At 62.7% G+C, this 22,996-nt stretch carries 19 protein-coding genes and 1 riboswitch; of the genes, 7 read left to right on the forward strand and 12 right to left on the reverse strand.

The window, feature by feature from the left end:
* Window positions 1-13: 13 nt before the first annotated feature.
* The 5 genes from BLR71_RS12440 to BLR71_RS12460 all read right to left on the reverse strand — a co-directional run bounded on the left by BLR71_RS12440 (window position 14) and on the right by BLR71_RS12460 (window position 6,431).
* Window positions 14-787 carry an enoyl-CoA hydratase-related protein gene (locus tag BLR71_RS12440; RefSeq protein WP_092526847.1) on the reverse strand — a complete coding sequence of 258 codons (774 nt, stop codon included), beginning with the start codon at window positions 785-787 and terminating at the stop codon, window positions 14-16.
* A 194-nt stretch (window positions 788-981) separates the two neighbouring features.
* Complete coding sequence (locus BLR71_RS12445) at window positions 982-1,830, reverse strand: 3-hydroxybutyryl-CoA dehydrogenase (RefSeq protein WP_092526850.1); 849 nt, start codon at window positions 1,828-1,830, stop codon at window positions 982-984.
* Between the two features lie 153 nt (window positions 1,831-1,983).
* A complete protein-coding gene (locus tag BLR71_RS12450) occupies window positions 1,984-3,783 on the reverse strand; it encodes an acyl-CoA dehydrogenase (RefSeq protein ID WP_092526853.1) in 1,800 nt (599 codons plus the stop codon).
* A 133-nt stretch (window positions 3,784-3,916) separates the two neighbouring features.
* Window positions 3,917-5,350: an MFS transporter gene (locus BLR71_RS12455; protein WP_092526856.1), complete on the reverse strand. Its 1,434-nt coding sequence runs from the start codon at window positions 5,348-5,350 to the stop codon at window positions 3,917-3,919.
* A gap of 424 nt (window positions 5,351-5,774) precedes the next feature.
* The gene (locus BLR71_RS12460) at window positions 5,775-6,431 is read right to left on the reverse strand and encodes a class I SAM-dependent methyltransferase (protein ID WP_092526859.1); all 657 of its coding nucleotides are present in this window, start codon (window positions 6,429-6,431) and stop codon (window positions 5,775-5,777) included.
* A gap of 71 nt (window positions 6,432-6,502) precedes the next feature.
* Here BLR71_RS12460 and BLR71_RS12465 point away from each other — a divergent pair, with 71 nt between their 5' ends.
* From BLR71_RS12465 to BLR71_RS12485, 5 genes are all read left to right on the forward strand, one after another.
* The gene (locus tag BLR71_RS12465) at window positions 6,503-6,883 is read left to right on the forward strand and encodes a VOC family protein (protein ID WP_092526862.1); all 381 of its coding nucleotides are present in this window, start codon (window positions 6,503-6,505) and stop codon (window positions 6,881-6,883) included.
* A gap of 89 nt (window positions 6,884-6,972) precedes the next feature.
* A complete protein-coding gene (locus BLR71_RS12470; RefSeq protein ID WP_092526866.1) occupies window positions 6,973-7,341 on the forward strand; it encodes a DUF4870 family protein in 369 nt (122 codons plus the stop codon).
* A gap of 7 nt (window positions 7,342-7,348) precedes the next feature.
* A complete protein-coding gene (locus tag BLR71_RS12475; RefSeq protein WP_092526869.1) occupies window positions 7,349-8,278 on the forward strand; it encodes a lysophospholipid acyltransferase family protein in 930 nt (309 codons plus the stop codon).
* A 531-nt stretch (window positions 8,279-8,809) separates the two neighbouring features.
* Complete coding sequence (gene mdoH / locus BLR71_RS12480; RefSeq protein ID WP_092526872.1) at window positions 8,810-10,750, forward strand: glucans biosynthesis glucosyltransferase MdoH; 1,941 nt, start codon at window positions 8,810-8,812, stop codon at window positions 10,748-10,750.
* Window positions 10,751-11,290: 540 nt separating this feature from the next.
* Entirely contained in the window at window positions 11,291-12,811 is a 1,521-nt protein-coding gene (locus BLR71_RS12485) for an OpgD/OpgG family glucan biosynthesis protein (RefSeq protein WP_092526875.1), read from the forward strand.
* Between the two features lie 28 nt (window positions 12,812-12,839).
* Here the strand turns inward: BLR71_RS12485 and BLR71_RS12490 are convergent, their stop codons facing one another.
* A complete protein-coding gene (locus BLR71_RS12490; protein ID WP_092526971.1) occupies window positions 12,840-13,916 on the reverse strand; it encodes a glycosyltransferase family 4 protein in 1,077 nt (358 codons plus the stop codon).
* 215 nt (window positions 13,917-14,131) lie between these two features.
* On the opposite strand from BLR71_RS12490, the gene tenA reads away from it, so the two are divergent.
* Both tenA and thiC read left to right on the forward strand, forming a co-directional pair.
* Window positions 14,132-14,800 carry a thiaminase II gene (gene tenA / locus BLR71_RS12495; RefSeq protein ID WP_092526878.1) on the forward strand — a complete coding sequence of 223 codons (669 nt, stop codon included), beginning with the start codon at window positions 14,132-14,134 and terminating at the stop codon, window positions 14,798-14,800.
* 68 nt (window positions 14,801-14,868) lie between these two features.
* A riboswitch (TPP riboswitch) is annotated at window positions 14,869-14,989 on the forward strand.
* A gap of 74 nt (window positions 14,990-15,063) precedes the next feature.
* Window positions 15,064-16,992 (forward strand): phosphomethylpyrimidine synthase ThiC, encoded by a 1,929-nt coding sequence (thiC, locus tag BLR71_RS12500; RefSeq protein ID WP_092526881.1) that lies wholly within the window; start codon window positions 15,064-15,066, stop codon window positions 16,990-16,992.
* 191 nt (window positions 16,993-17,183) lie between these two features.
* Here the strand turns inward: thiC and BLR71_RS12505 are convergent, their stop codons facing one another.
* The 6 genes from BLR71_RS12505 to cyoB form a co-directional block, all read right to left on the reverse strand.
* Complete coding sequence (locus tag BLR71_RS12505; protein ID WP_092526884.1) at window positions 17,184-17,867, reverse strand: CBS domain-containing protein; 684 nt, start codon at window positions 17,865-17,867, stop codon at window positions 17,184-17,186.
* A 447-nt stretch (window positions 17,868-18,314) separates the two neighbouring features.
* Window positions 18,315-18,926: a Yip1 family protein gene (locus tag BLR71_RS12510; RefSeq protein ID WP_092526886.1), complete on the reverse strand. Its 612-nt coding sequence runs from the start codon at window positions 18,924-18,926 to the stop codon at window positions 18,315-18,317.
* A 188-nt stretch (window positions 18,927-19,114) separates the two neighbouring features.
* Complete coding sequence (gene cyoE, locus BLR71_RS12515) at window positions 19,115-20,002, reverse strand: heme o synthase (RefSeq protein ID WP_092526889.1); 888 nt, start codon at window positions 20,000-20,002, stop codon at window positions 19,115-19,117.
* Between the two features lie 11 nt (window positions 20,003-20,013).
* On the reverse strand, window positions 20,014-20,343 hold the full coding sequence (gene cyoD, locus BLR71_RS12520; RefSeq protein ID WP_092526892.1) for a cytochrome o ubiquinol oxidase subunit IV: 330 nt from the start codon (window positions 20,341-20,343) through the stop codon (window positions 20,014-20,016).
* A 1-nt stretch (window position 20,344) separates the two neighbouring features.
* Window positions 20,345-20,974, reverse strand: a complete 630-nt coding sequence (locus BLR71_RS12525) for a cytochrome o ubiquinol oxidase subunit III (protein WP_092526895.1) — start codon at window positions 20,972-20,974, stop codon at window positions 20,345-20,347.
* A gap of 2 nt (window positions 20,975-20,976) precedes the next feature.
* Window positions 20,977-22,995, reverse strand: a complete 2,019-nt coding sequence (cyoB, locus tag BLR71_RS12530) for a cytochrome o ubiquinol oxidase subunit I (protein WP_092526898.1) — start codon at window positions 22,993-22,995, stop codon at window positions 20,977-20,979.
* Window position 22,996 lies beyond the last annotated feature (1 nt).

A 22,996-nucleotide genomic window follows, 5' to 3' on the forward strand; every position in this document is an offset into this window, starting at 1 on the left:
GACTAGGCTTTGCCTAGAAACTTGGCTTGCGCTTCTCAAGGAAGGCGCTCATCCCCTCGCTCTGCTCGCTGCCGGCAAAGCTCAGCGCAAACAGGCTGGTTTCCAGAGCCAGCGCGCTGTCGAGATCCTGATCCATACCGTCATGCACGGCCTGCTTGGCACTGCGAACGGCCTGCGGGCCGTTGCCACCGAGCTGCTTGGCCAGTGTCTCGGCGTATTGCTCGAGCTCGGCCTGGAACATCACCTGATTGACCAGGCCGATACGCAGAGCCTCCTGAGCATCAATCTTGCGCCCGGTGGTCACCAGATCCAGGGCCATGGCGGGTCCCACCCGACGCGGCAGGCGCTGGGTGCCGCCGAAGCCGGGAATCACGCCGAGCAACACTTCGGGTTGGCCGAACACGGCATTGTCGCTGGCCACCGCCCAGTCGCAGGCCAGCGCCAGCTCGCAGCCGCCCCCCAGGCAGAAACCGTTGACCAAGGCGACTACCGGCACCGGCAAGCGCTCCAGACGCTTGATAGTGGTCAACGCTTGGCTGGCGAAGGCGCGCGCCTCATCGGGGGTCTTGTCGCGCATTTCGGCGATGTCGGCACCAGCCACAAAAGCCTTCTCGCCTTCGCCGGTGATCAGTACCGCCCGCAGGTCATCGCGAGACTCCAAATCATCGAGGATGCTGGCAAGCTCGCTGAGCAAGGCGGAGTTAAGGGCATTGAGGGCCTTGGGGCGGTTCATGGTCAGGCGAGCGATACCGGCGTCGATGGCCAGATGGATCGGTGCGTCGTTCATGATGACTCCTGTGTGCTGGGACTCGCCCCCGGACACCGAGGGCCGATGCTTGCCAACCTAGCAAGCGCTCGGTTGGCAAACGATTCCACCTTTGTCTTGGGCTAGTGCCTTGAACAAGCGAAACGTCGGCTACACTAGACCACCGCTTGCGCCGAGCCGACTTCGCGCGGCCCAGCAGCCGCGCGTCAGTAACCCTAGTCGTAGAGGTGGAAACCGCGGCCGCTCTTGCGGCCCAGATAACCCGCGGCCACCATCCGCTTGAGCAGCGGGCAGGGACGATACTTGGGATCGCCAAAGCCCTCCTGCAGCACCTCCATGATGGCCAGGCAGACATCCAGACCGATCAGGTCGGCGAGTTTCAGCGGGCCCATGGGGTGAGCGGCACCGAGCTGCATGGCCTCGTCGATGGCCTCTGGGCTGGCGGCGCCCTCCTGCACCAGGAAGGCGGCTTCGTTGATCATCGGCACCAGCAGGCGGTTGACCGCAAATCCCGGAGAATCGGCGATGGCCACCGGCGTCTTGCCGAGCGCCTCGGTCAACTGCTCGATGCTGGCCACGGTGGCGTCACTGGTCTGCTCGGCGCGAATCACCTCGACCAGCCCCAGCACCGGCACCGGGTTGAAGAAGTGCATGCCCACGACCCGCTCAGGGCGCTCGCAGACCGCCGCCAGACGCGTGAGCGACAGCGAGGAAGTGTTCGAGGCGAGAATCGCCTCAGCGTTCAGCTGACTCAGTTCGCTGAAGAGCTTCTCCTTGAGCGCCGGGTCTTCCGGTGCCGCTTCGATGATCACGTCGCGATCACTCAGGCTGTCGAGGCTAGTGGTCAAGGAAAGGTGCTCGAGCGCCGACTCACGGTCACCGGCGCTTAGCTTGTCTTTGTCGACCAGCCGGGTCAGGCCCTTGCCGATCTTCTCCTTGGCCTTTGCCAGGGCATCATCGCTGACATCGTAAAGCGTGACCTGGTGGTGACTGGTGATCAGCACCTGAGCGATGCCCTGGCCCATGGTACCGGCGCCGACGACGCCAATGCGGGAAATGCTCATATCGAGAGTCTCCGGGGTATCGCCCTGCGGGCAGCCATGGCTGGCCCGCAGGGCCGACGATAACGAGAAGCCGAGCGATGCGTCTTACGCCGCCCGGTCTCGTCTAGCCTACCCTGCTCGGGAAAATGCTGCAGTGCCAAATATTGCCGGCGCTCAGTGATCGAGCCCCACCGTCGCCAGGCTCTCGAGCCCCGCCTCGATCACCGTGCGGTTGGCACGCCCCACTGGCAGCCATTGGCGCAGGGCGAAGTCGGCACTCGCCAACTTGCCGCGATAGAAGGCCTGATCGTCGCTCCCGTCAGCGAGAGCGGCCTCAGCGGCCAGCGCCGCGCGCCCCATCTGCCAGGCGCACAGCACATGCCCCGCCAGTTGCAGGAAGGGGGTCGCGTAGGCCTGAACGGCATCCGCGCCCTGAGCCGGGTCACGACCGGCCGCCAGCACCACGGCCATGGCGGCTCGCAGATCATCGGCACCGGCACTGAGTGCCGCGCCCTGGGCGCTGAGCGCCAGCTTGTCGGCAAGCTGACCGGCGGTGGCGTCTACCTCATCGAGCAGAGCCGTAAGCGCGGCCCCCTCGTCCCTGGCGAGCTTGCGTCCAGCGAGATCCAGCGCCTGAATGCCGTTGGTGCCCTCATAGATCGGTGCGATGCGGGCGTCGCGCCATAGCTGGGCGGCACCGGTCTCTTCCACATAGCCCATGCCGCCATGCACCTGTATTCCCAGCGAGGCGATCTCCACGGCTTGGTCAGTAGAGAATGCCTTGACTACCGGGATCAACACATCGACACGCGCCTGAGCGGCGTCGCGAGTCGCTGCATCGCCGTGATGGCGGGCAATATCCATCTGCGCTGCACAATACAGCGCCAGGGCGCGCAGGGCGTCGGTGCGCGAGCGCATCGACAGCAGCATCCGGCGCACGTCGAAGTGATCGATGATCGCGGCCGGCTGACCGCCACGCGACCCCGGCGCTCGGCCCTGACTGCGCTCGGCGGCATAGGCAAAGGCCTGTTGGGTGGCGCGCTCGGCAACGCCGATGCCCTGGATGCCGACCTTGTGGCGTGCCTCGTTCATCATCGTGAACATGTGGTTGAGCCCACGGCCGGCCTCACCGACCAGGTAGCCGATAGCGCCCTCGCCTTCGCCGAAGCTCAGGGTGCAGGTGGGCGAGCCGTGAATGCCGGCCTTGTGCTCGATAGAGGCACAGGTAACGTCGTTACGCGGCCCCAAGGCCCCGTTGTCATCGACCAGAAACTTGGGCACCAGGAACAGCGAGATACCCTTGTTACCCTCGGGGGCATCCGGGGTGCGCGCCAGCACCAGATGGATAATGTTCTCGGCCGCCTGGTGCTCGCCCCAGGTGATGTAGATCTTCTGGCCGTGCAAGCGATAGTGATCGCCGTCGGCGCTGGGAATGGCCTTGGTGCGAACCCGAGACAGATCCGAACCGGCCTGGGGCTCGGTGAGGTTCATGGTGCCGGTCCAGGCGCCCTCGACCAGCTTTGGCAAGTAGCGTGCCTTGAGGGCCTCACTGCCGTGATGCGATAGCGCCTCGATGGCGCCGGCAGTAAGCATCGGACACAGCCCCAGTGCCATGTTGGCACCGTGTAGCATTTCCTGCACCGCACTGGCTGCCACCTCGGGCAGCCCTTGGCCCCCCATAGCCTCGGCGACGCCGATGCCGTTCCAGCCGCCCTCGGCATAGGCCTGATAGGCCTCGATGAAGCCATCGGGCACCGTCACGCTGCCATCCGGCTGGCGGCGGCAGCCCTGACGATCACCGGAGAGGTTGAGCGGGGCCCAGACCTCACCGGCCAGCCGGGCGGCTTCGTCGAGCACGGCATCGAGCAGCTCGGGGCTGGTATCCTCGAAGCCCGGCAGGTCCAGAGAAGTGTGCCCGAGGAGTTCCTCGAGCACGAAGCGAGTGTCGCGCAGCGGAGCGTGATAAGGGGTCATCGCAGGCATCTCTTGAGAAAAGGGTAACCGCGATAGTAGGTTGGCGGCCGTGGCCTAAGCCATTAGGCGAAAGCCGCAGCGCCTGTCTGGGGCCCATGCTGCCGACCTCAGGCGTCGATTTCCGCCGTTGAGCTCAAGGCGGGCTCGCTACGGACCGGCCCGGCCCAGCATCACCGGATGCTCCAGGCGGCGTTGTCTCAGGTGCGACTTGCGGCTCGGCATCGACATAGTAGGCGATATGCGCCTCATCGGCCGGCGGTGGGCCAATGATCGGTTCGGCAACGGCGACATCCGGCACCGCCGCAGAAAGGTCCTCGAGGTATTCGTGCTCGGCGGCTCCCTGCACCTGCTCATCGGTGACGCCCAGCTCAGCGCCTACCAGGGTTTGCGCCTGGGTTGCCACGAAGGGCGCCGTGGGCAGCGGCGCGGGCCGTACGCTGCGTCGCCAGGTAAAGTAGCCCGCCAAGCCAAGCCCCACGGCCCCCATCGACCAGAACAAGCCTGCGTCGCCGAAGGTTGCCATCACCGGCGTGATCAACGGTGGGCTGACCGTCGACCCTAACGCATTGATCAGCAAAAGGCCCTGGCTCATGCGCACCAGGGCGCCGGCCGGGGCTCGGTCGGCGGCATGGCTGACCGCCACCGGATACAGAGAAAAGACGCCACCGCCCAGCAAAAACAAAAGCCCACCCAACAGCCAGGGCTCACCCGGCACCAGTAGCAGCGTCACCGACAGCCCCGCGATACAGGCACCGATGATGATCAGCACCAGCTGACGGTCGTGCTTGTCCGACCAGCGCCCGATCGGGTATTGCAGCAGCATGGCCCCGAGCACCACGACGGCCATCATCTGGCCGACCTGCGCCACTCCCAGACCGCTGCGCTGCAGATAGAGCGGCAGCAGGCTATAGATCGCCGCCACGACCAGCCCCGAGCCGAAACAGCCCATCACCCCGGTGGGCGTCAGCGTGATCAGCCGCAGCGGCGACAGCGGCTCGGCGTGCTCGATCAAGGGCGATACCCGCGGAATCATCGCCATCGGCAGCACCGACAGCGAGGCCAGCATGCCGACCACCATGAAGGGCGCGGCATCGCTCATGGCGTTGGTGGCGCCGAGCAGCAATTGGCCAATCACGCCAGCAGCGTAAAGAGAGATCATGTACATCGCCAGCAGGCGACCGCGCACCTTGGTATCGGCGCTGGCCAGCAGCCAACTCTCGATGACCAGGTAAACGCCTACCGTTGCCCAGCCGCCAATCAAGCGCAGCACAAACCAACTGATAGGATCGAGCCAAAGGCCCTGTAACAGCACCGTGACCGCGACCAGCGAGGCAAAGCAGCCATAGGCGCGGATGTGCCCGATACGCAATAGCAGGCGGTCATTGAATAGCGCCCCCAGCGCCAGGCCGATGAAGTAGGCCGACGAGACCCAGCCAATCACCACCGCAGACTCACCCGCCGCATCCAGGCGCAGCGTAATCAGGGAGGACAGAAAGCCATTGCCGATGCAGAGAATGAAGAGCCCCAGCAAGGGTGCCAAGGCCAAGGAAAGCAATTGTCGGGACATGAGATGCCTCGCATCGACGAGAAGAAAACACCCAGGAGAAACACCGCCGATCCTGGCGCAGGAGCTGCGATCATCAGCTTGCCGGCAAAGCAGGTTTAGCGCCTCGTCATCAGCCTAGGCAATGTCTGAAAAGTACTGTGCTCGCCCATACGGCGTTAAAAATCGGCTCAAGGTGCTCATTTACACCCCCGTAAACTCCGCTCTTTCGCCAATTTTTGCCTTGTCTGGCCTTCGCTCGTCGACTTTTCAAACACAGCCTAGAAGCCGTCTATCAAGGGTGCAATGCGGGCAATCGCGCGGCGAATATACGCCTGGCCTAACGTATCGCCAAGCGCTATTTACGACGTCGCTCATACGCGGTCATGGCGCCGGGACCACCGGCGTAATTGGCCTATTTCAGCCCTGCATCGCACCCCGCAGCGCATCAGTGCGCCTTATTCGAGCGTCTTAGCAGCACGACGTCGTGATCGGCAAAGCTCAGCTCCATGTCGAGTCGCTCGGCCAGCCAGCGAAAGCTCGCCTCGCTGAAGAAGCAGACATGGGTGGGATCGAGAATATAGTGCCAATCGGTAAAGGCCTGGTGGCTGGTAACACGCTTGGTCATCAGCCCCAACCAGCCACCAGGACGCAACAACCCGGCCAGGCGAATCAGCTCGTCGCCGGGAGCCGCCATATGCTCGACCACCTCGGTGGCGGTGATGAAGTCGTAGCGCCGTGACAGCGGCGTCGGATCGGGTGCGTAGTAGGGGTCGAAGATGGCCATCGGATGGCCCGCTTCCTCAAACATCACCGACAGGGTCGGCCCGGGGCCGCTGCCGATATCGAGCCCCTCGGCGCCGGGCGTCAGCCGCTCGAGCAGGGGTGCCTGCAGCCGCGACAGGAAGCGCCGATAGCCGGCATCTTGCGGCGAATTCCGGTGCTGGTCGTAGACAGCACGCTCGGCATCGGCATCCAGGTGCTGGTGCGCCGGCACAAAGACCAGCGTGCAGACCTGACACTGCAGATAGTCGCGCCGCGCATCCCGATGGTAGGCAACGGCGCCAGGCGCGTTGCACAGCGGGCAGGACAGGGGCTGGGTCATCGTCGTATGCTCATGAAAATATTCGCCGCCAAGCCTACTCCGATCATCCAGGCGGCCCAAGGAGGAACCCTATGCTGTCAGCTCTGGATCATCTGGTGATGTACGTCGATGACCTGCCGCAAGCCGTGGATTTCTACAGTCGCGTCCTGGACATGGACGCCAAGGAGCAGGACGCCGGCCATGCTGACCTGCACTTCGGTAACCTGACACTGCGCCTGCAGCTCGCCGACAGCGCCGCTGAGCCCAAGGCAACCAGGCCCGCCACCGGCGGCATGGAGCTGTCTTTCGCCAGCCGCCTGCCGCTCGAAGAAGTCGAACGACACCTGGCCGCCCTTTCCATTCCGGTGGAGCTTGGCCCCGTGGCCCGCGCGGGCGGCAAGGGGCCGGTGGAATCGCTCTATCTGCGCGACCCGGAGGGCAACCTGCTGGAGATCACTCGCCCAAGGCGGTGATGGCAACATCTGTCTTGGCAGGTATCATATTGCCCAGGCTCGCTTTTTCGCCTACTGCGACTCAAACCGATTGATTCAAGGATGATGCAATGACCCAGACGCCCGTCCCCGAGACGCCTCCTTCCCCTCAGCAAGCGGATACCACCATGGCCATGGTGGTCTACGGCCTCTATCTGGCTGGCATGGTGATCGGCTTCACGCCGCTGGTCGGCGTGATCATCGCCTATGTCTACCGTGGCAAGGGGCCTGACTGGCTCGAGGCACACTATCGCTACCAGATCCGTACCTTCTGGATCGGCCTGCTTTACGGCCTCGTCGCCATGCTCCTGACGCTGGTGGTGATCGGCGTCCCACTGCTGATCGCGCTGGCGGTATGGATGATCATCCGCTGCGTCAAGGGCTTCAAGGGCCTGCAGGAGCAACGTCCACCCACCAATATCACCACCTGGCTGGTCTAAATTGCCGATGAGTGAAGACACATCCCGCCGCGACCGCCTTCAGGCCGGCGCCATCGCCACCCTGTGGCGCAGCCTGGCCGGACGCCGGCTGAGCACCCTCTGGCGGCTGTCGAGGATCGCGGGCCCGCTTGTACACCGCTTCAGCAAGCGCGAGCGCCAGATCACCGAAACCAATCTGGCGATCGTCTATCCCGAAGTCAGTGAGACCAAGCGCCGCCGGCTAGCAAGAGAGAGCCTCACTCACTCCACCGCCACCATGCTGGAACTGGGCTTTGCCTGGATGGACGATCCCGAGCGGGTCGAGGCGTCGATCGTCGAGGTCCATGGCCGCGAGCTGCTTGATGAGGCCCGGGCCGAGGGACGGGGCGTCATCGTGCTGGCGCCCCACTTTGGCAACTGGGAAGTGCTGAACTTCTGGCTGTCGGGCCATTTCCCGTTCACCGCCATGTACGAGCCGCCCAAGATCGCTCCGTTGGACCCGATCATTCGCCACGGCCGCGAACGACGCGGTGCCGAGCTGGTGCCGACCAATCCGCGCGGGGTGGCGGCATTGCTCAAGGCGCTGAAGCGCTGCGAAGCCGTTGGCATCCTGCCTGACCAGGAGCCCGACTGGGGCAGCGGTGTCTTTGCCCCCTTTTACGGTCGCCCCGCCTACACCGCCACCCTGCTGCCGAAACTGGTGGCCCGCACTCAGGCCAGGGTCGTCACCGGGGTCGCCAGGCGTTTACCCGGGCGCGGCTTCGCGCTGCACTTCTTGGCCGCCGATGAACGAGTCTTCGATAGCGACGAAACCGCCTCGGCCAGCGGCGTCAACGCAAGCGTAGAGGCCGCCATCGCCCTGGACCCGGCCCAGTACCAGTGGGAATACAAGCGTTACCGCAAGACGCCCGAGGAAGCCGCTGGCGATCCAGACTTCCGCCGTGCGCGTATCTACTGATGCCGAGAGACATCATGACGGCGCGATCGGCCCCAAGGCCATGCGAGCCGATCAGGCATCGCTAAGCCCAGCAGTGAGTTATGGTAATGAGACGGCCTTGAACGTGCAGAAAAAACGCAAAAGTGAAGGCCTCTCCCGCATCGGGAAGATGCGATGCTCAATCCCGTCTAAAGTATAATGATTGCAATACCTGAAGAGGTTTTGTACCAAGTCTGATAGACCCGTCATCTGGGCAGAAAAAGAACAGCCAACGTCATAGCAACGCTCGCTCAGATGCTGACTCAACTCTCCTCCCCGGAATGCGCAGGGACTGCCGGCGGGGGCCAATGGAGAACGACGGAACGTGATGATGATACTACGACACCCGCTGTGCGGCGCAGGTAGGCCCCGGACAGCAGGTGTTCAGACACCCCCACTTGCGACTCGCCGAGCGCCTTCGTACAGCCCTGGATCACGGATCAGCCATCCCCTGGCATCTGGCCGTACACTGCCATCTTGTGACCGTCCACTGCCGTGCAGCGTGGTAAGCCGATGAGTGCTTTCGATGAACCTCACCGCGCCTCGACCAGGTCCCACTCTTCCCACGATGCCGATCGCCTGCAGTTCAGGCCGCCTTGGCGGCGAAGCCGGCGTGCCCTCTTTGCCGGACTCTTCGCCAGCACCGCTGCGCTGGGCATCTGGGCCATGTTTCAGATCCTCTATGTGGGAGGTATCACGCCGCTGGAACTGGTCATTCTGGGGCTCTTCGCCCTGACCTTCAGCTGGATCATCATTGCCTTCTGGAGCGCCGTGATCGGCTTTGTGCTGACACTGTGTCGCCGTGACCCAGTGACGCTGGCCCGACTGCAGCCGGCAAAGCCGCCCAGCGACGCGCAATCGAGAACCGCGCTGGTGATGCCGATTCACAATGAAAACATCGACGGGGTCATCACCGGGCTGGAGGCGACCTGCCGCGACTTGCCCGCCGACACCCCTCAGCGCCAGCTGGAAGTCTTTGTCTTGAGTGACAGTACAGACGACGCCATTGTCGAGCAGGAGCATCTTGCGATCGGCGCCCTGCAGCGTCGCCTGGACGGCGTCTGCCAGTTGCATTACCGGCACCGGGACAGCAACAGCGGCCGCAAGGCCGGCAACCTCGGCGAGTTCTGCCGCCGCTGGGGAAAACGCTACGACTTCATGCTGGTGCTGGATGCCGACAGTGTGATGAGTGGCAGCACGGTGTCGGCCCTCATCGATGCCATGGAGGCCAACCCGCGGCTGGGTCTCCTTCAGACGGTGCCCATTCCCGTGCACCAGCAGAGCCTGTTCGGTCGAGCCAACCAGTTTGCCGCCTCGCTCTACTCGCCGATGCTCGCCGCCGGCCTGAGCTTCTGGCATGCCGACGCTGCCAACTACTTCGGCCACAACGCCATCATGCGCACGGAAGCCTTCATGGCCCACTGCGGCCTGCCGCAATTGCCCGGCTCACCGCCGCTGGGAGGCGACATCCTCAGCCATGACTTCGTCGAAGCGGCGCTAATGCGGCGGGGTGGCTGGCAGGTACAGATGCAGACCGATCTTGACGGCAGCTTCGAGGAAATGCCCAGCCACATCCTCGACTACGCCAAACGGGACCGGCGCTGGGTGCAGGGCAACCTGCAGCACCTGCGTCTGCTGGGCGGGCATGGCCTGCATCCACTTAGCCGGCTGCACTTCCTGTTCGGCGCCTTTGCCTACATTTCTTCACTGGTCTGGCTATCGATCCTGGTGATCAGCACCGCTGATGCCTTGATTCGTGCCATCGCCGAACCCAATTTCTTCACCTCCAACGCCCAGCTGTTTCCCGACTGGCCGATTGCGCCACCGCCCCTGATCATGCCCCTGCTTGGCGGCACCCTGGCCATGCTGCTGATGCCCAAGGTACTGGGCATGTGCATCGCCATGATCCGACGCCCGCGCGCCTTTGGCGGCCGCGGGCGGCTGGCCATCAGCGTGCTGCTCGAAAGCCTGTTCGCGATGCTGATTGCGCCCCTGATGATGGTGTTCCACAGCCTGTTCGTGATCAACGTCCTAAGCGGGCGCACCGTGGCCTGGGACCCGCAATCCCGGGAAGGGCGCGCCGTGGCGTGGCGAGAAGCATGGCGACATACCTGGCAGGCCAGCCTGGTCGGACTTGCCTGGGCCGGCGTCACCTGGTGGTACACCCCGGTGTTCTTCTGGTGGCTGACTCCGGTATGGCTGGGCCTGATGCTGGCCGCGCCGCTGATCCGGTTCAGCAGCAGCCTCAAGTTTGGCCGCCGCCTTCGCCGGGCCGGCCTGCTGCTGGTGCCCAGCGAGACCTCCCCTCCCGAGGTGCTGCGCGCGCAACTCGCGTGTGAAGGCGTGGCAGATGGCGAGCGGCCCTGGCCGCCTCCCCAGGAGCAGCCTGGTGAAATGCCGGAGCAGAACTTCGGCGCTCCTCGAGGCGACACCACCGCCCGAGGCATGTCATAGAACCCCGCCGGCAACGGCCAAGCCTCAGCCCATCGCAGGCGAGACGTCTGCACAGCGAACATCGTTGTCACTTCTATCCGAACCGCTTGGAGCCATGGAATGCTGATACAGCGTAGGACGTTAGAGCGAGCCCGCCGGGCTCGCCAAGAACAGGCAGGGCGTTTTACGACGCCCCGTGCGAACACCACCCGACTCTGGACAGGGCTCACCTGCCTGGGGCTTGGGCTCGGCCTTGGGCTAGGCATAGCGTCTACGGCCTGGGCCGAAGCGCCAGCAACCGATGCCGCGGCGGAGCCCCATATCGAAGCGCAAGGCGCTAGTGGGCAGGGCGCTAATGAACATAGCGCTGATCTAAAGAGCTCTGACGCACAGGACTCTGATGCACAGGACTCTGATGCACAGGGCTCTGATGCACAGGGCTCTGATGTAAAGAGCGCCGATGCTCAGAGTCCTGATGAGCAAAGCCAAGGTGGCCAGAGCCAGCAATCCCCGCGTCCTGATACCGCCACCGGCCAGCCCGGCCCCGGCGATCAGACCAGCATGGCATCATTGGACGCGCTGTATGACCAGGTGACCGACCAGGCCAAGCAGCTCGCTCAGTCCCCCTACGAAACGCCTGAAGCCCACCTGCCTGACGCCTTGCAGGACATGGATTACGATCGTTACCGACAGATTCGCTTCCGTCCCGATAAGGCCCTGTGGCGCGACCAGTCTCTCTTCGAGGTGCAACTCTTCCATACCGGTTTTCTCTACGATCACCCGGTAGACATCAACCTGGTCGAGCCGCACGACGACAGCGGCGAGGTCGAGGTGTCGCCGCTGCCCTTCGATCAAGGCTATTTCCGCTATGACGATGCGGCGGCCCCCATCGGCGAGGCGTTGGCCGAAGCATCCAGCGACGACCAGGCCAGCCACGATATCGGCTATGCGGGCTTTCGCCTGCATTACCCGCTCAACCGCGGCGACTACCGTGACGAATTCGTCGTCTTCCTCGGCGCGTCCTATTTCCGCCTGGTTGGCCGCGACCAGAGCTACGGCCTATCGGCACGCGGGCTTGCCATCGACACCGCCTCGCCACAGGGCGAGGAATTCCCGGCATTCACGGACTTCTGGCTGGTCAAGCCGGCCCCTGATGCCACCCATATCCAGGTGCTGGCACTGCTCGACAGCCCCTCGGTCAGCGGCGCCTACCGCTTCGACATCACCCCCGGCGAGTCCAGCACCGTCGATGTCGAAGCACGCCTCTTTGCCCGCGAAGACGTGAAGAAGCTCGGCGTTGCCCCGCTGACCAGCATGTTCTGGCATGGCAGCCTCGAGCGCATGCGCGACGATGACTACCGGCCCCGCGTCCATGACTCGAACGGCCTGTCCATGCACACCGCCAAGGGGGAGTGGATCTGGCGCCCATTGAGCAATCCAACTCAGCTGCATATCTCCTCGCTGCGCGATGACACGCCCCAAGGCTTCGGCCTGGTGCAGCGTCCGCGTGCATTCGACGATTATTTGGATATGGAGGCGCGCTATGACCTGCGCCCCAGCCAATGGGTAACGCCACAAGGCGGTGACTGGGGATCCGGTGGTGTGGAACTGGTGGAGATTCCTACCGAGAACGAGACCAACGACAATATCATCGCCTACTGGGTGCCCGATGCGCCCTTCAACGCCGGCGAGTCCCGTATCTACCGCTACCGCACCTCGACGTTCGGCGCCTATCCGCCGAGTCTCGAGCTTGCCGGCGTCGTCCATACCCGCCAGGGCTGGGGAGGCGTACCGGGCCAGGACGATCCTCCGCCGAGGAGTCGGCGTCACTTCATCGTCGACTTTCGCGGCGGCGAGCTCTCGAGCCTGGATGCCAGCCAGCCCGTGGAAATGACGCTGAGCACCTCCAGCGGCGAGCTCCTTACCGAGCAGGTGCAGCCGCTGCCCGACGGCGAGACATGGCGGGCGAGCTTCCGCCTCCAGCCCGACGGCGACAAGCCAGCCGATATGCGGCTATCGCTGACCCTGCGCGGCCGGCCGCTGACGGAAACCTGGAACTATGTCTGGTATCCCCAGCGCTAATCGCGCTCGGGGCGGCACCATTAGCCTTCTAGCCTTCGCCGAGCGCCACGGCGAAGGCTTTGGCTGCGCTGTGCCAATCCTGCTGCTGGCGCCTGGCTTCCACCGCCCCTCGGCTTAACTGGGCCCGCAGCTCGCCGTCTTCGAGCCAGCCACGCATTGCAGATGCCAGGGCCTGGGCATCGCCCGGCTCCACGGCCACACCCGCGCCCTCGGGCAGGGTATGGCGCAATGCGCCGCCGGTGGTGGTAATCACGGGCAAGCCCCGAGCCAGCGCTTCGGTCACCACCATACCGTAGCCTTCGTAGTAGGACGGCAGCACGAAAAGATCCGCCTCTGCGTAGTATGCGGAAAGCGCCTCAGGCGAGCGGGTGCCCAGCAAGCAAACCCGTTCACCTAGCCCTTTTTCCTCGATCATTGTCTCGATTCGACTCGCGTGATCGGGATCGAGATCCAAGCCGCCGATGCAATCGCACTGCCAATCGAAATCCGAAAGCTCGGAGAGCGCCTCGATCAGCACCCCATATCCCTTGCGGGGTGTCAGGCTCGCCACGCAAAGCAGCCGCGTTGGCTCAGTGCCCTCGACGTGGCGTTCGACGCTGTTCGCCAGTGGCGCCGGCGTGACGCCCGGCTCGACCACGTGAATTCGTGATGGCAGCACACCGAAACCGGCAAGTCGTTCGGCAGTGAAGAGACTGGTGGCGATGACCCGGTGCATCGACCTTAGCGCCAGCGTCTCGCTAAACAAAAAGCCTTCCCGCTGGCTCTCGCTCAGGCCGGTCTCGTCGGCCTGCGGATGATGCATCAGGGCGGTGAGCTCGAGCCGATCGGCATGACGCGCGACGACCTCGGGAAGTCCGGCCATCACCATGGCATCGAGCACCACCCGAGCGCCCTCGGGCTGTCGGCTCAGGGCGTGCTCTAGACTCTCGTTTGCCTGCTGATCGGGGGTTGGAAAGCGCCCGGCGAGCCCCTCGACCTCGACATCCCAATCGCGTTGACGCAGCGCTTCGGCGATACGGGCATCATAGACATGGCTGCCGGTACGCTGCTCAGGGTCGCCGGCAACCAGCAGGGTCAAGTCGGGGGGGCGGGAAGTGGCTGACATCATCCGTGACATCCTCATTTCATTAAAAGAATCGTGATGCGGCATCAGGCGCGATCAGGGCCCAGGCTGGCGAGGAAATAGCAAACTGCTAGACTGTCGCCACTCGCTTTACGGGGTGCTGGTGATACCGGCCGAAACCGCCCAACGCCATGGCAGTGCAGGCGACAGGGGGCCCGTTTAACCTGATCCGGATTACGAACATCACCGGAGGCCAGATGGGCTACTGCTTCAAGGATCTCACCGCCACCTGCCAAGAGGACTGGCGCCGCTATATCGAGCACGATTTCGTGCGCGCGCTAGGCACCGGCACTCTCGATCAAAACGCCTTTCGCTGCTATCTACAACAAGACTACCTGTTCCTCATTCACTTTGCCCGTGCCTACGCCCTGGCGGCCTACAAGAGCCGGACCCTGAGCGACCTGCGCCAGGCCAAGGCGGGGCTTTCAACCATTCTGGATACCGAGCTGGAGCTCCATATCGGTTTCTGCCGTGAATGGGGCATTTCGGAGACCGATCTGGCCGCATTGCCCGAGGCCCGCGAGACCCTGGCTTATACCCGCTATGTGCTCGAGGCCGGCCACCGCGGCGACCTTCTGGACCTGCACGTGGCCTTGGCTCCCTGCCTGATCGGCTACGCTGAAATCGCCGCCTGGCTCAATGAGCAGCCCACCACGGTGCGTGGCGCGGCCAACCCTTTCGATGCCTGGATCACCCTCTACGAAGGCCCCGAGTTCCAGCAGGCCATGTTGGATGAGATAGCCTGGCTCGATGCGCGCCTGGCGGAGGTCGGGCCACGACGCTTCCAGGAATTGAGCCAGACCTTCAGCGAAGCCACGCGACTGGAGGTCGACTTCTGGCAGATGGGGCTCGATCAGCGCGGCTAAGCCCACTCTCGGCCGCTTGACCCCTCACCGCCCCTGGCCCAGACTGCTCCCTGCGCGCCTTGGGCGCGCAACGCTTGACGGGGTGCCGGTGGAACCGGCTGAGATCACCCTATGCCCACGGGCATCAAGGTGGATCCCGATGAACCTGATCCGGCTAGTACCGGCGTAGGGATCAAGCGAAGGATTCGCCTGCCCGTTCCCCTTACAGGCCCCTTCCTGCCTACGCTGTGCGCCGACTTGACCGCGTCATACGGAGCACAACCATGACCCGCACGACCCTGACTCAGAACGCCCTGGCCGAGACCGCTCGCGTCGACGCCGCCGCCGTTGCGCCGCTGCCCGGCTCACGCAAGATCTTCGTGGAGGGCTCGACGCCCGATATCCGCGTTCCCTTCCGCGAGATCAGCCTGTCGCCGACTCGCACATCCGGCGCCGACGAGCAGAATCCACCGCTGTTGGTCTATGACACCTCGGGCCCCTATACCGATCCCGAGGCGGAGATCGACCTGCGTCGAGGCCTGGCTGAACTGCGCCGCGACTGGATCGAGGCCCGAGGCGACACCGAGTTTCTCGACGGCCCGACCTCCGAGTACGGCCGGCGCCGCGCCAACGATCCCATGCTTGCCCACCTGCGCTTCGAGCTGACCCGCAAGCCGCGTCGCGCCAGAGAAGGCAAGAACGTTACCCAGCTCCACTATGCCCGCCAGGGCATCATTACCCCGGAAATGGAGTTCATCGCCATTCGGGAAAACCAGAAGCGCCAGGCGCTTTCTACCCAGTACTCTGGCTCCGACGAGGTCGAGCGCATCCTCGGCCACCAGCACGCCGGCCAAGGCTTCGGCGCCCGACTGCCTGAGGAGATCACGCCAGAGTTCGTGCGCGACGAGGTAGCCGCCGGCCGGGCGATCATTCCCTGCAACATCAACCACCCGGAATCCGAACCGATGATCATCGGCCGCAACTTCCTGGTGAAGATCAACGGCAATCTGGGCAACTCGGCGGTGACGTCCTCCATAGAGGACGAGGTCGACAAGATGACCTGGGGCATTCGCTGGGGCTCGGACACCATCATGGACCTGTCCACCGGACAGAACATCCACGAGACCCGCGAGTGGATCATCCGCAACGCCCCGGTACCGATCGGCACCGTGCCCATCTACCAGGCGCTGGAGAAGGTCAACGGCGTGGCCGAGGACCTGACCTGGGAGGTGTTCCGCGACACCCTGATCGAGCAGGCCGAACAGGGGGTGGACTACTTCACCATCCACGCAGGCGTTTTGCTGCGCTACGTGCCGCTGACCGCCAAGCGCACCACCGGCATCGTCTCGCGCGGCGGCTCGATCATGGCCAAGTGGTGCCTCTACCATCACCGCGAGAGCTTCCTCTACGAGCACTTCGAGGAGATCTGCGAGATCTGCAAGCGCTATGACGTCGCCTTCTCGCTGGGCGACGGCCTGCGTCCTGGCTCGGTGGCCGATGCCAACGACGAGGCACAGTTCGCCGAGCTCGAGACCTTGGGTGAGCTGACCCGCATCGCCTGGCAGCACGACGTCCAGGTGATGATCGAGGGCCCGGGCCATGTGCCGATGCACCTGATCAAGCAGAACATGGACAAGCAGCTCGCGGAATGCGACGAGGCCCCCTTCTACACCCTGGGCCCGCTGACCACCGATATCGCGCCGGGCTATGACCACATCACCTCGGGCATCGGCGCGGCGATGATCGGCTGGTACGGCTGCGCCATGCTCTGCTATGTCACCCCCAAGGAGCATCTGGGCCTGCCGAATAAGGACGACGTCAAGACCGGTATCATCACCTACAAGATCGCCGCTCACGCCGCCGACCTGGCCAAGGGCCATCCCGCCGCTCAGCGCCGGGATAATGCCCTATCCAAGGCACGCTTCGAATTCCGCTGGGAGGATCAGTTCAATCTGGGGCTGGATCCGGACACCGCCCGTGAATACCACGACGAGACCCTACCCAAGGACTCGGCCAAGGTGGCTCACTTCTGCTCCATGTGCGGGCCCAAATTCTGCTCGATGAAGATCAGCCAGGAGGTGCGCGACTCAGTCTTCAAGCGCAGCGCTGCAGACAAGCACCCCGCCGATGACCCGGAAGCGGTAAAAAAGGGCCTGAAGGATCAGGCCCAGGCTTTCCGGGATGCCGGCGCCCAGCTCTATCAAGAAGTCTAAAAAGCATCCACGCGCAACCCGAGAAAAGGCCCCGCCATGTGCGTCATCGGCGGGGCCTGACTGTCGCGCTGGCGCCATGCCGCTGGTTCAAGCAAGCGTCGGCCGGCATCAGAAAAGATAGCTGGCACCGAAGCCGGAGCCGGCGAAGAAGACATTGCCTTCACCGAGATAGCCCCCATGCGCGAAAGACACTAAAAGGCGCCAAACCCCTGCGGCATACGGCTCATATTATTCTCAACCCGTTTGACGCCGGGCTGACTCTCGGCGGCCAGCTGTACGGCCTTCATCTCCTCATCGCTGGCAACCAGGCCCCACAATTCGACGACACCGTCCTTGACGATAACGTTAACGCGCACGCTGTTGAGCTTTTCCTCGATCTCCTTGCTGAGCGCCTCACGCAGGCTGCGGTCATCGACACTACCCTCACCGTCTGGTGGGGTGATAGCCAGGCCTTGCAGCAGATTAGAGCGACTGACGATACCGACCAACTTGCCGTTCCGGGTCACCGGTACGCGTTTGATATGGCGCTTCTCGAGCAGCCGGGCAATTTCGGCGACGCTGGCGTCTTCCTCCACGTCGACCACCGGATGAGACATGATGTCGCGTGCCGCATGGCCGTGTGTCTTGATGTAGCTGGCCGCCGTTTCCGGTCCTGAGGACAGTAGCGCCAGCCACCACGGCGTGGGCTTCTCGGCTTGGTTCTCGGCGCGCCCCATCAGGTCGCCTTCACTGACCATACCCAGCAGGTGCTGGTCACCATCGACCACGGGTACCGCACTGATGCGGTGATCCAGCAGCAGGCGGGCAATCTCCTGAACACCGGTTTCGGGGGAAACGCTGATAACCGTCGGCGTCATGACATCCACAGCACGCATGGCACATCCTCCTGATGAATGCTGATCGCACAAAGTAGCCTGGCAAGCCTCGCCCTCGGCACTGCATGGATGCGGCTTGCGCAAGAGGGATTATTTTGCCAAGGCCTATTTAAACTCTAGTGCCGGCCTGAGATAGCCACAAGGTAGGATGGCGACATGCCGCCTCCTTCCCATGCTTCAGTAGCGCTCAGGCCATGGCCGTCAAATAGCGACTCGGTGGCTCGCCTAGGGTTGGGGTTAGCGTTGGGGTTGGCACCGCCAAGCACACTCCCTGAATGAGTGAGCCTTAGCCGCCAAACATATCGAAGGGCCAACGCAGGAACAGGACGATTGCCCTGCCTGCATCCGGGTGTCGTTAGCTCTGAGTCTGCAAGTCGATAGTCGTGGGCCGCGTATCACCGCTTCTGTGGCGTAGATATGGCGTAGACACGCGGCCCACTGGCTACGTCAGCTTCCAAGCAGCGTCAGGATGATGCGCTCCCCGTAGCCCCATAGCAGGACCGTTAGGCCCAGCAGCACCTCGAGCAACAGCACCCCGATGCCGAGGGTGGAACTCGAAACGATGAAACCTTCCTCGCGGCTAATGCCGAGAAAGGCCGGAATACCCAGATAAAGCAGATAGGCGGTGTAGCAAAGGCCAAGCACACCGGCCAGCAGGCACAACCAAACAATGGGATAGACGGCCACCAGGCCGCTGAGGAACATCGGCGTGGCCACATAGCCAGCGAACACGATGCACTCACTCTGTTTAGGCGGCTTGTCCGTGAAACGCTTGGCCATGGCGCGAATCACCTTGCCCACCACATACACCGCCGCCAGCATCACCAGATAGAAGACGATGCCCGCACCCAAGGCATCCAGGTAGCTAAGCTGTATTGTGGTCTCGCCGCCTAGCCCCCACCCCACCTGGGTGGTGCCGATATAGGAGCAAACGACCGGAATGGCGGCCAGCAGCAGCACGTGATGCTCGTAGAGGTGGGTAAGCGTCTCCCGCTCGCCCTTGATCTGTTTCCATTCGCGTTGCGGATGGGCCATCAGGCCCCAGACATGCGTCAGCATCCGGATACCTCCATCTATCAGCAGGAGAGATCGTCACGAACCGACCCCAAGCACACACATGAAGTGTGCCTTATCAACAGTATAGTCAGAAGGAAGGGGGAAGCGTCGACGACGGTTATCACCGTCGTCTCAACGCTTTGGGTTTTTCAGAGAGTTCAGAGAGAGCTCAGAAAGAGCCCTGGGTAAGATCAGCGCAGCGAGGTCCACAGGAGCGGCGCATTGGGAAGGGCGGCATCCAATGACATCATCAGGCTCAGCGCCGTGATGGTGAGAATGGAAAAGCCGAACACGCTCTTCGCCCAACGTTCCTCATCCTTGGCACCATAGCCCTTGCACGCTAGGTACAGCCAATAGACACCCATACCGAGAGCAACGATAAAGTAGCCGGGGCCGGCATAGCCAGCGATGCTCAGCGCCAGGGTCGCCGGAATGAACGCCAGGATATAGCCGAGGATGTGATGCTTGGCACGGTGAATGCCCCGCACCACCGGCAACACCGGAATCGATGCCGCGCGGTAGTCTTCCAGACGGAAGATGGCTATCGCATAGGAATGCGGCATCTGCCACAGGCAGAAGATGGTCAGCAGCGTCATGGCACCGGTATCGAAGGTGCCGCTGACGGCACAATAGCCAACCACCGGCGGAATGGCCCCAGAGAGGCTACCGACCAGGGTGCCGTACTCGGAATGACGCTTCATCCACAGGCTGTAGACGACGACATAGATAACGAAGCCGAAGGTGGCCAGCCCAACCGTCAAGGCGTTGGTGCCTAGAGCCAACAGAGCAAAGCCAGCAAGCCCCAGCGCTGTGGCGAACCACAGCGTAGCACCAGCGGTGACCCGCCCCTGTACCAGCGGGCGGTTCTGGGTGCGCCGCATCACGCGATCGATATCTTGATCGATGACGTTGTTGAAGGCACATCCAGACGCAATCACCAGCGCCAACCCCACCACGGCGGAGAGAAACAGCGGCAGGTCGAACCCGCCCTGGGCGGCTAGGAAGTAGCCGCCCAGAACGGAGATCAAATTACCGCCGATGATCCCCGGCTTGGTGAGTGTCAGGTAGTCCTTGAGCATGGAAGGCTGCGTTATCCGATCATCATGTTGAGGTTTAGATGATGCATGATCCACAGAGAACCTCCGATGACTAGGACCAGAATCGCCACAGCGAAGACGAACGACGTCAGGTTCCAGCCTTCGTCAGTCTTTGAGCTCATATGCATGAAGAGCACCAACTGAACCAGCACCTGCAGCACCGCTGTCACGGTGATCACGCCGACCATCGCCCCAGTGCTGAAGTCGCCGCTCATCACGACCCCGAAGGGTATGACGGTCAGTACGATGGACAGGATCAGCCCAGTCACATAGGACTTGACGCTGCCATGGCTGTTGTCGTGAGACGTGTGTGAGCCACTCATATCACAGGACTCCCATCAGGTAGACGAAGGAGAATACGCAGATCCAGACGATGTCCAGGAAGTGCCAGAACAGGCTCAAGCACATGATCCGCGGACGGGTAACGTCGGTCAGGCCCTGCTTCTTGAGCTGAACCAACATCACCAGGATCCAGATCAGGCCGAAGGTCACGTGCAGGCCGTGGGTGCCGACCAGCGTGAAGAACGCCGACAGGAAGGCACTGCGGTCCGGACCGAAACCTTCATTGATCAGGTGATGGAATTCGTAGACTTCCATCGCGACGAACGCAGCACCCAGCGCGAAGGTGATCCACAGCCAACGACTGACCTTGGCCGTCTGGTTGGCATTCATCGCCAGCACGGCCATGCCGTAGGTAAAGCTCGAGAACAACAGCAGGAAGGTCTCGACCAGCACGAACGGCAGCTCAAAGATCTCATCCGGGGTGGGACCACCCGCCGTGCCCGTGAGGAGCACAGCGTAGGTGGCGAACAGTGACCCGAAGATCACCAAGTCGCTCATCAGATAGACCCAGAAACCGAACAGCTTAGTGCCGGCGGTATCGTGATGATCGTCGTGGTGATCGTGGTCATGCCCGTGGGCATGACCTTGGTTGCTAAGAGTATCGGTTGCCATGATTAGCTCTGCGTCTCCAGCCGAGTTGAGTGCGCGAGATCACCCTTCTGCTTCAAGCGCTGACGATGCTCGCGCTCGATGCGCTCCACTTCCGCCGCAGGGACGTAGTAGTCGACGTCATCGTTGAAGATCCGCGCCATGAAGGTTGCAAACATACCGATGCCACCGACGATTGCCAGCCACCAGATGTGCCACACGAGAGCAAAACCAAAGATGGTGGCGAAGAGCGCGATAATCGGACCTTCCCAAGTATTCTTCGGCATGTGGATATCTTGGTAGGGCGGCTCGGAAATCGGCGGCACGCCACCGTTGGCCTTCTTGGCCTCCCAGAACCCATCCACACCGTGTACTTCAGGCAGGTGTGCGAAATTGTAGAACGGCGCCGGCGAGGAGGTCGCCCACTCGAGGGTACGTGCGTCCCACGGGTCGCCAGACACGTCTTCGTTCTGCTTGCGATCACGGATACTGACGTAGAACTGGATCAAGGTGCAGGCAATACCCGCCGCAATGATTAGCGCGCCCACCCAGGCAACGATCATCAGCGGTTGCCACTCGGGGTTGTTATAAGACTGCATGCGACGCACGGCACCAAAGAAGCTCAGCACGTACAGCGGCATGAAGGCCACATAGAAGCCGGTGATCCAGCACCAGAAGGAACGCTTGCCCCATTTTTCATTCAGGGTGAAGCCGAAGGCCTTCGGGAACCAGTAGGTCAGGCCCGCCAGCATGCCGAATACCACGCCGCCGATGATGACGTTGTGGAAGTGGGCGATAACGAACAGGCTGTTGTGCAGCACGAAGTTCGCCGCCGGCAGCGACAGCATCACACCGGTCATGCCACCAATGGTGAAGGTGATGATGAAGCCCAGGGTCCACAGCACCGGAGAGGTGATCTCCAGACGACCGCGGTACATGGTGAACAGCCAGTTGAAGATCTTCACACCGGTAGGTATGGCGATGATCATCGTCATGATGCCGAAGAAGGCATTGACGTTGGCGCCTGCGCCCATGGTGAAGAAGTGGTGCAGCCAGACCACGAACGACAGGATGGTGATCGCCACCGTCGCCCAGACCATGGTGTTATAGCCGAACAGGCGCTTCTTGGCGAAGGTCGCGATGACCTCTGAGAAGACACCGAAGGCCGGCAGGATCAGGATGTACACCTCAGGATGGCCCCAGGCCCAGATGAGGTTGACGTACATCATCATGTTGCCACCGAGGTCGGTGGTGAAGAAGTGCATGCCCAGATAACGATCGAGCGTCAGCAAGGCGATGGTGGCGGTCAGGATCGGGAAAGACGCGATGATCAGCACGTTGGCGCACAGTGAGGTCCACGTGAAGATCGGCAGACGGAACATCGTCATGCCCTTGGTACGCATCTTGATAATCGTGACGAAGAAGTTGATCCCCGTCATGGTCGTGCCTATACCCGATATCTGCAACGCCCATATCCAGTAATCCACGCCGACCCCGGGACTGTAATCGAGTCCCGATAGTGGCGCGTAGGCCAGCCAGCCAGTCTTGGCGAACTCCCCGACAAAGAGTGACACGTTGACCAGGACCACGCCCGCCGCGAACAACCAGAAACTCAGGTTGTTGAGGAAGGGGAAGGCTACGTCACGCGCACCGATCTGCAGCGGTACCACCAAGTTCATCAGGCCGATGACCATGGGCATGGCCACGAAGAAGATCATGATCACGCCGTGGGCGGTGAAGATCTGGTCGTAGTGCGAGGGCGGCAAGAAGCCCTCAGCCCCGGCTGAGGCCATGGCCAACTGGGAACGCATCATGATGGCGTCGGCGAAGCCGCGCAGCAGCATCACCAAGGCAACAATGAAGTACATGATGCCGAGTTTCTTGTGGTCGATGGAGGTGATCCATTCCTTCCACAAGTAGCCCCACTTCTTGAAATAAGTGATGGCGCCCGTTAACGCGAGACCGCCCAACACGATGGCCGTAACGGTCACCATGATGATCGGCTCGTCGTACGGAACCGCCTCTAGACTGAGTTTTCCGAACATA

Origin of the sequence: Onishia taeanensis, assembly GCF_900100755.1 — a bacterium.
Lineage (GTDB): Bacteria > Pseudomonadota > Gammaproteobacteria > Pseudomonadales > Halomonadaceae > Onishia > Onishia taeanensis.

Coding starts and splice junctions, on each gene's coding strand:
- thiC (WP_092526881.1), top strand. CDS start 15,064: ATGACCCGCACGACCCTGACTCAGAACGCCCTGGCCGAGACCGCTCGC.
- BLR71_RS12475 (WP_092526869.1), top strand. CDS start 7,349: ATGAGTGAAGACACATCCCGCCGCGACCGCCTTCAGGCCGGCGCCATC.
- BLR71_RS12445 (WP_092526850.1), bottom strand. CDS start 1,830: ATGAGCATTTCCCGCATTGGCGTCGTCGGCGCCGGTACCATGGGCCAG.
- tenA (WP_092526878.1), top strand. CDS start 14,132: ATGGGCTACTGCTTCAAGGATCTCACCGCCACCTGCCAAGAGGACTGG.
- BLR71_RS12460 (WP_092526859.1), bottom strand. CDS start 6,431: ATGACCCAGCCCCTGTCCTGCCCGCTGTGCAACGCGCCTGGCGCCGTT.
- cyoB (WP_092526898.1), bottom strand. CDS start 22,995: ATGTTCGGAAAACTCAGTCTAGAGGCGGTTCCGTACGACGAGCCGATC.
- BLR71_RS12525 (WP_092526895.1), bottom strand. CDS start 20,974: ATGGCAACCGATACTCTTAGCAACCAAGGTCATGCCCACGGGCATGAC.
- cyoD (WP_092526892.1), bottom strand. CDS start 20,343: ATGAGTGGCTCACACACGTCTCACGACAACAGCCATGGCAGCGTCAAG.
- BLR71_RS12510 (WP_092526886.1), bottom strand. CDS start 18,926: ATGCTGACGCATGTCTGGGGCCTGATGGCCCATCCGCAACGCGAATGG.
- BLR71_RS12455 (WP_092526856.1), bottom strand. CDS start 5,350: ATGTCCCGACAATTGCTTTCCTTGGCCTTGGCACCCTTGCTGGGGCTC.
- BLR71_RS12470 (WP_092526866.1), top strand. CDS start 6,973: ATGACCCAGACGCCCGTCCCCGAGACGCCTCCTTCCCCTCAGCAAGCG.
- BLR71_RS12490 (WP_092526971.1), bottom strand. CDS start 13,916: ATGTCAGCCACTTCCCGCCCCCCCGACTTGACCCTGCTGGTTGCCGGC.
- BLR71_RS12485 (WP_092526875.1), top strand. CDS start 11,291: ATGGCATCATTGGACGCGCTGTATGACCAGGTGACCGACCAGGCCAAG.
- cyoE (WP_092526889.1), bottom strand. CDS start 20,002: ATGCTCAAGGACTACCTGACACTCACCAAGCCGGGGATCATCGGCGGT.
- BLR71_RS12465 (WP_092526862.1), top strand. CDS start 6,503: ATGCTGTCAGCTCTGGATCATCTGGTGATGTACGTCGATGACCTGCCG.
- BLR71_RS12440 (WP_092526847.1), bottom strand. CDS start 787: ATGAACGACGCACCGATCCATCTGGCCATCGACGCCGGTATCGCTCGC.
- BLR71_RS12450 (WP_092526853.1), bottom strand. CDS start 3,783: ATGACCCCTTATCACGCTCCGCTGCGCGACACTCGCTTCGTGCTCGAG.
- mdoH (WP_092526872.1), top strand. CDS start 8,810: ATGAGTGCTTTCGATGAACCTCACCGCGCCTCGACCAGGTCCCACTCT.
- BLR71_RS12505 (WP_092526884.1), bottom strand. CDS start 17,867: ATGCGTGCTGTGGATGTCATGACGCCGACGGTTATCAGCGTTTCCCCC.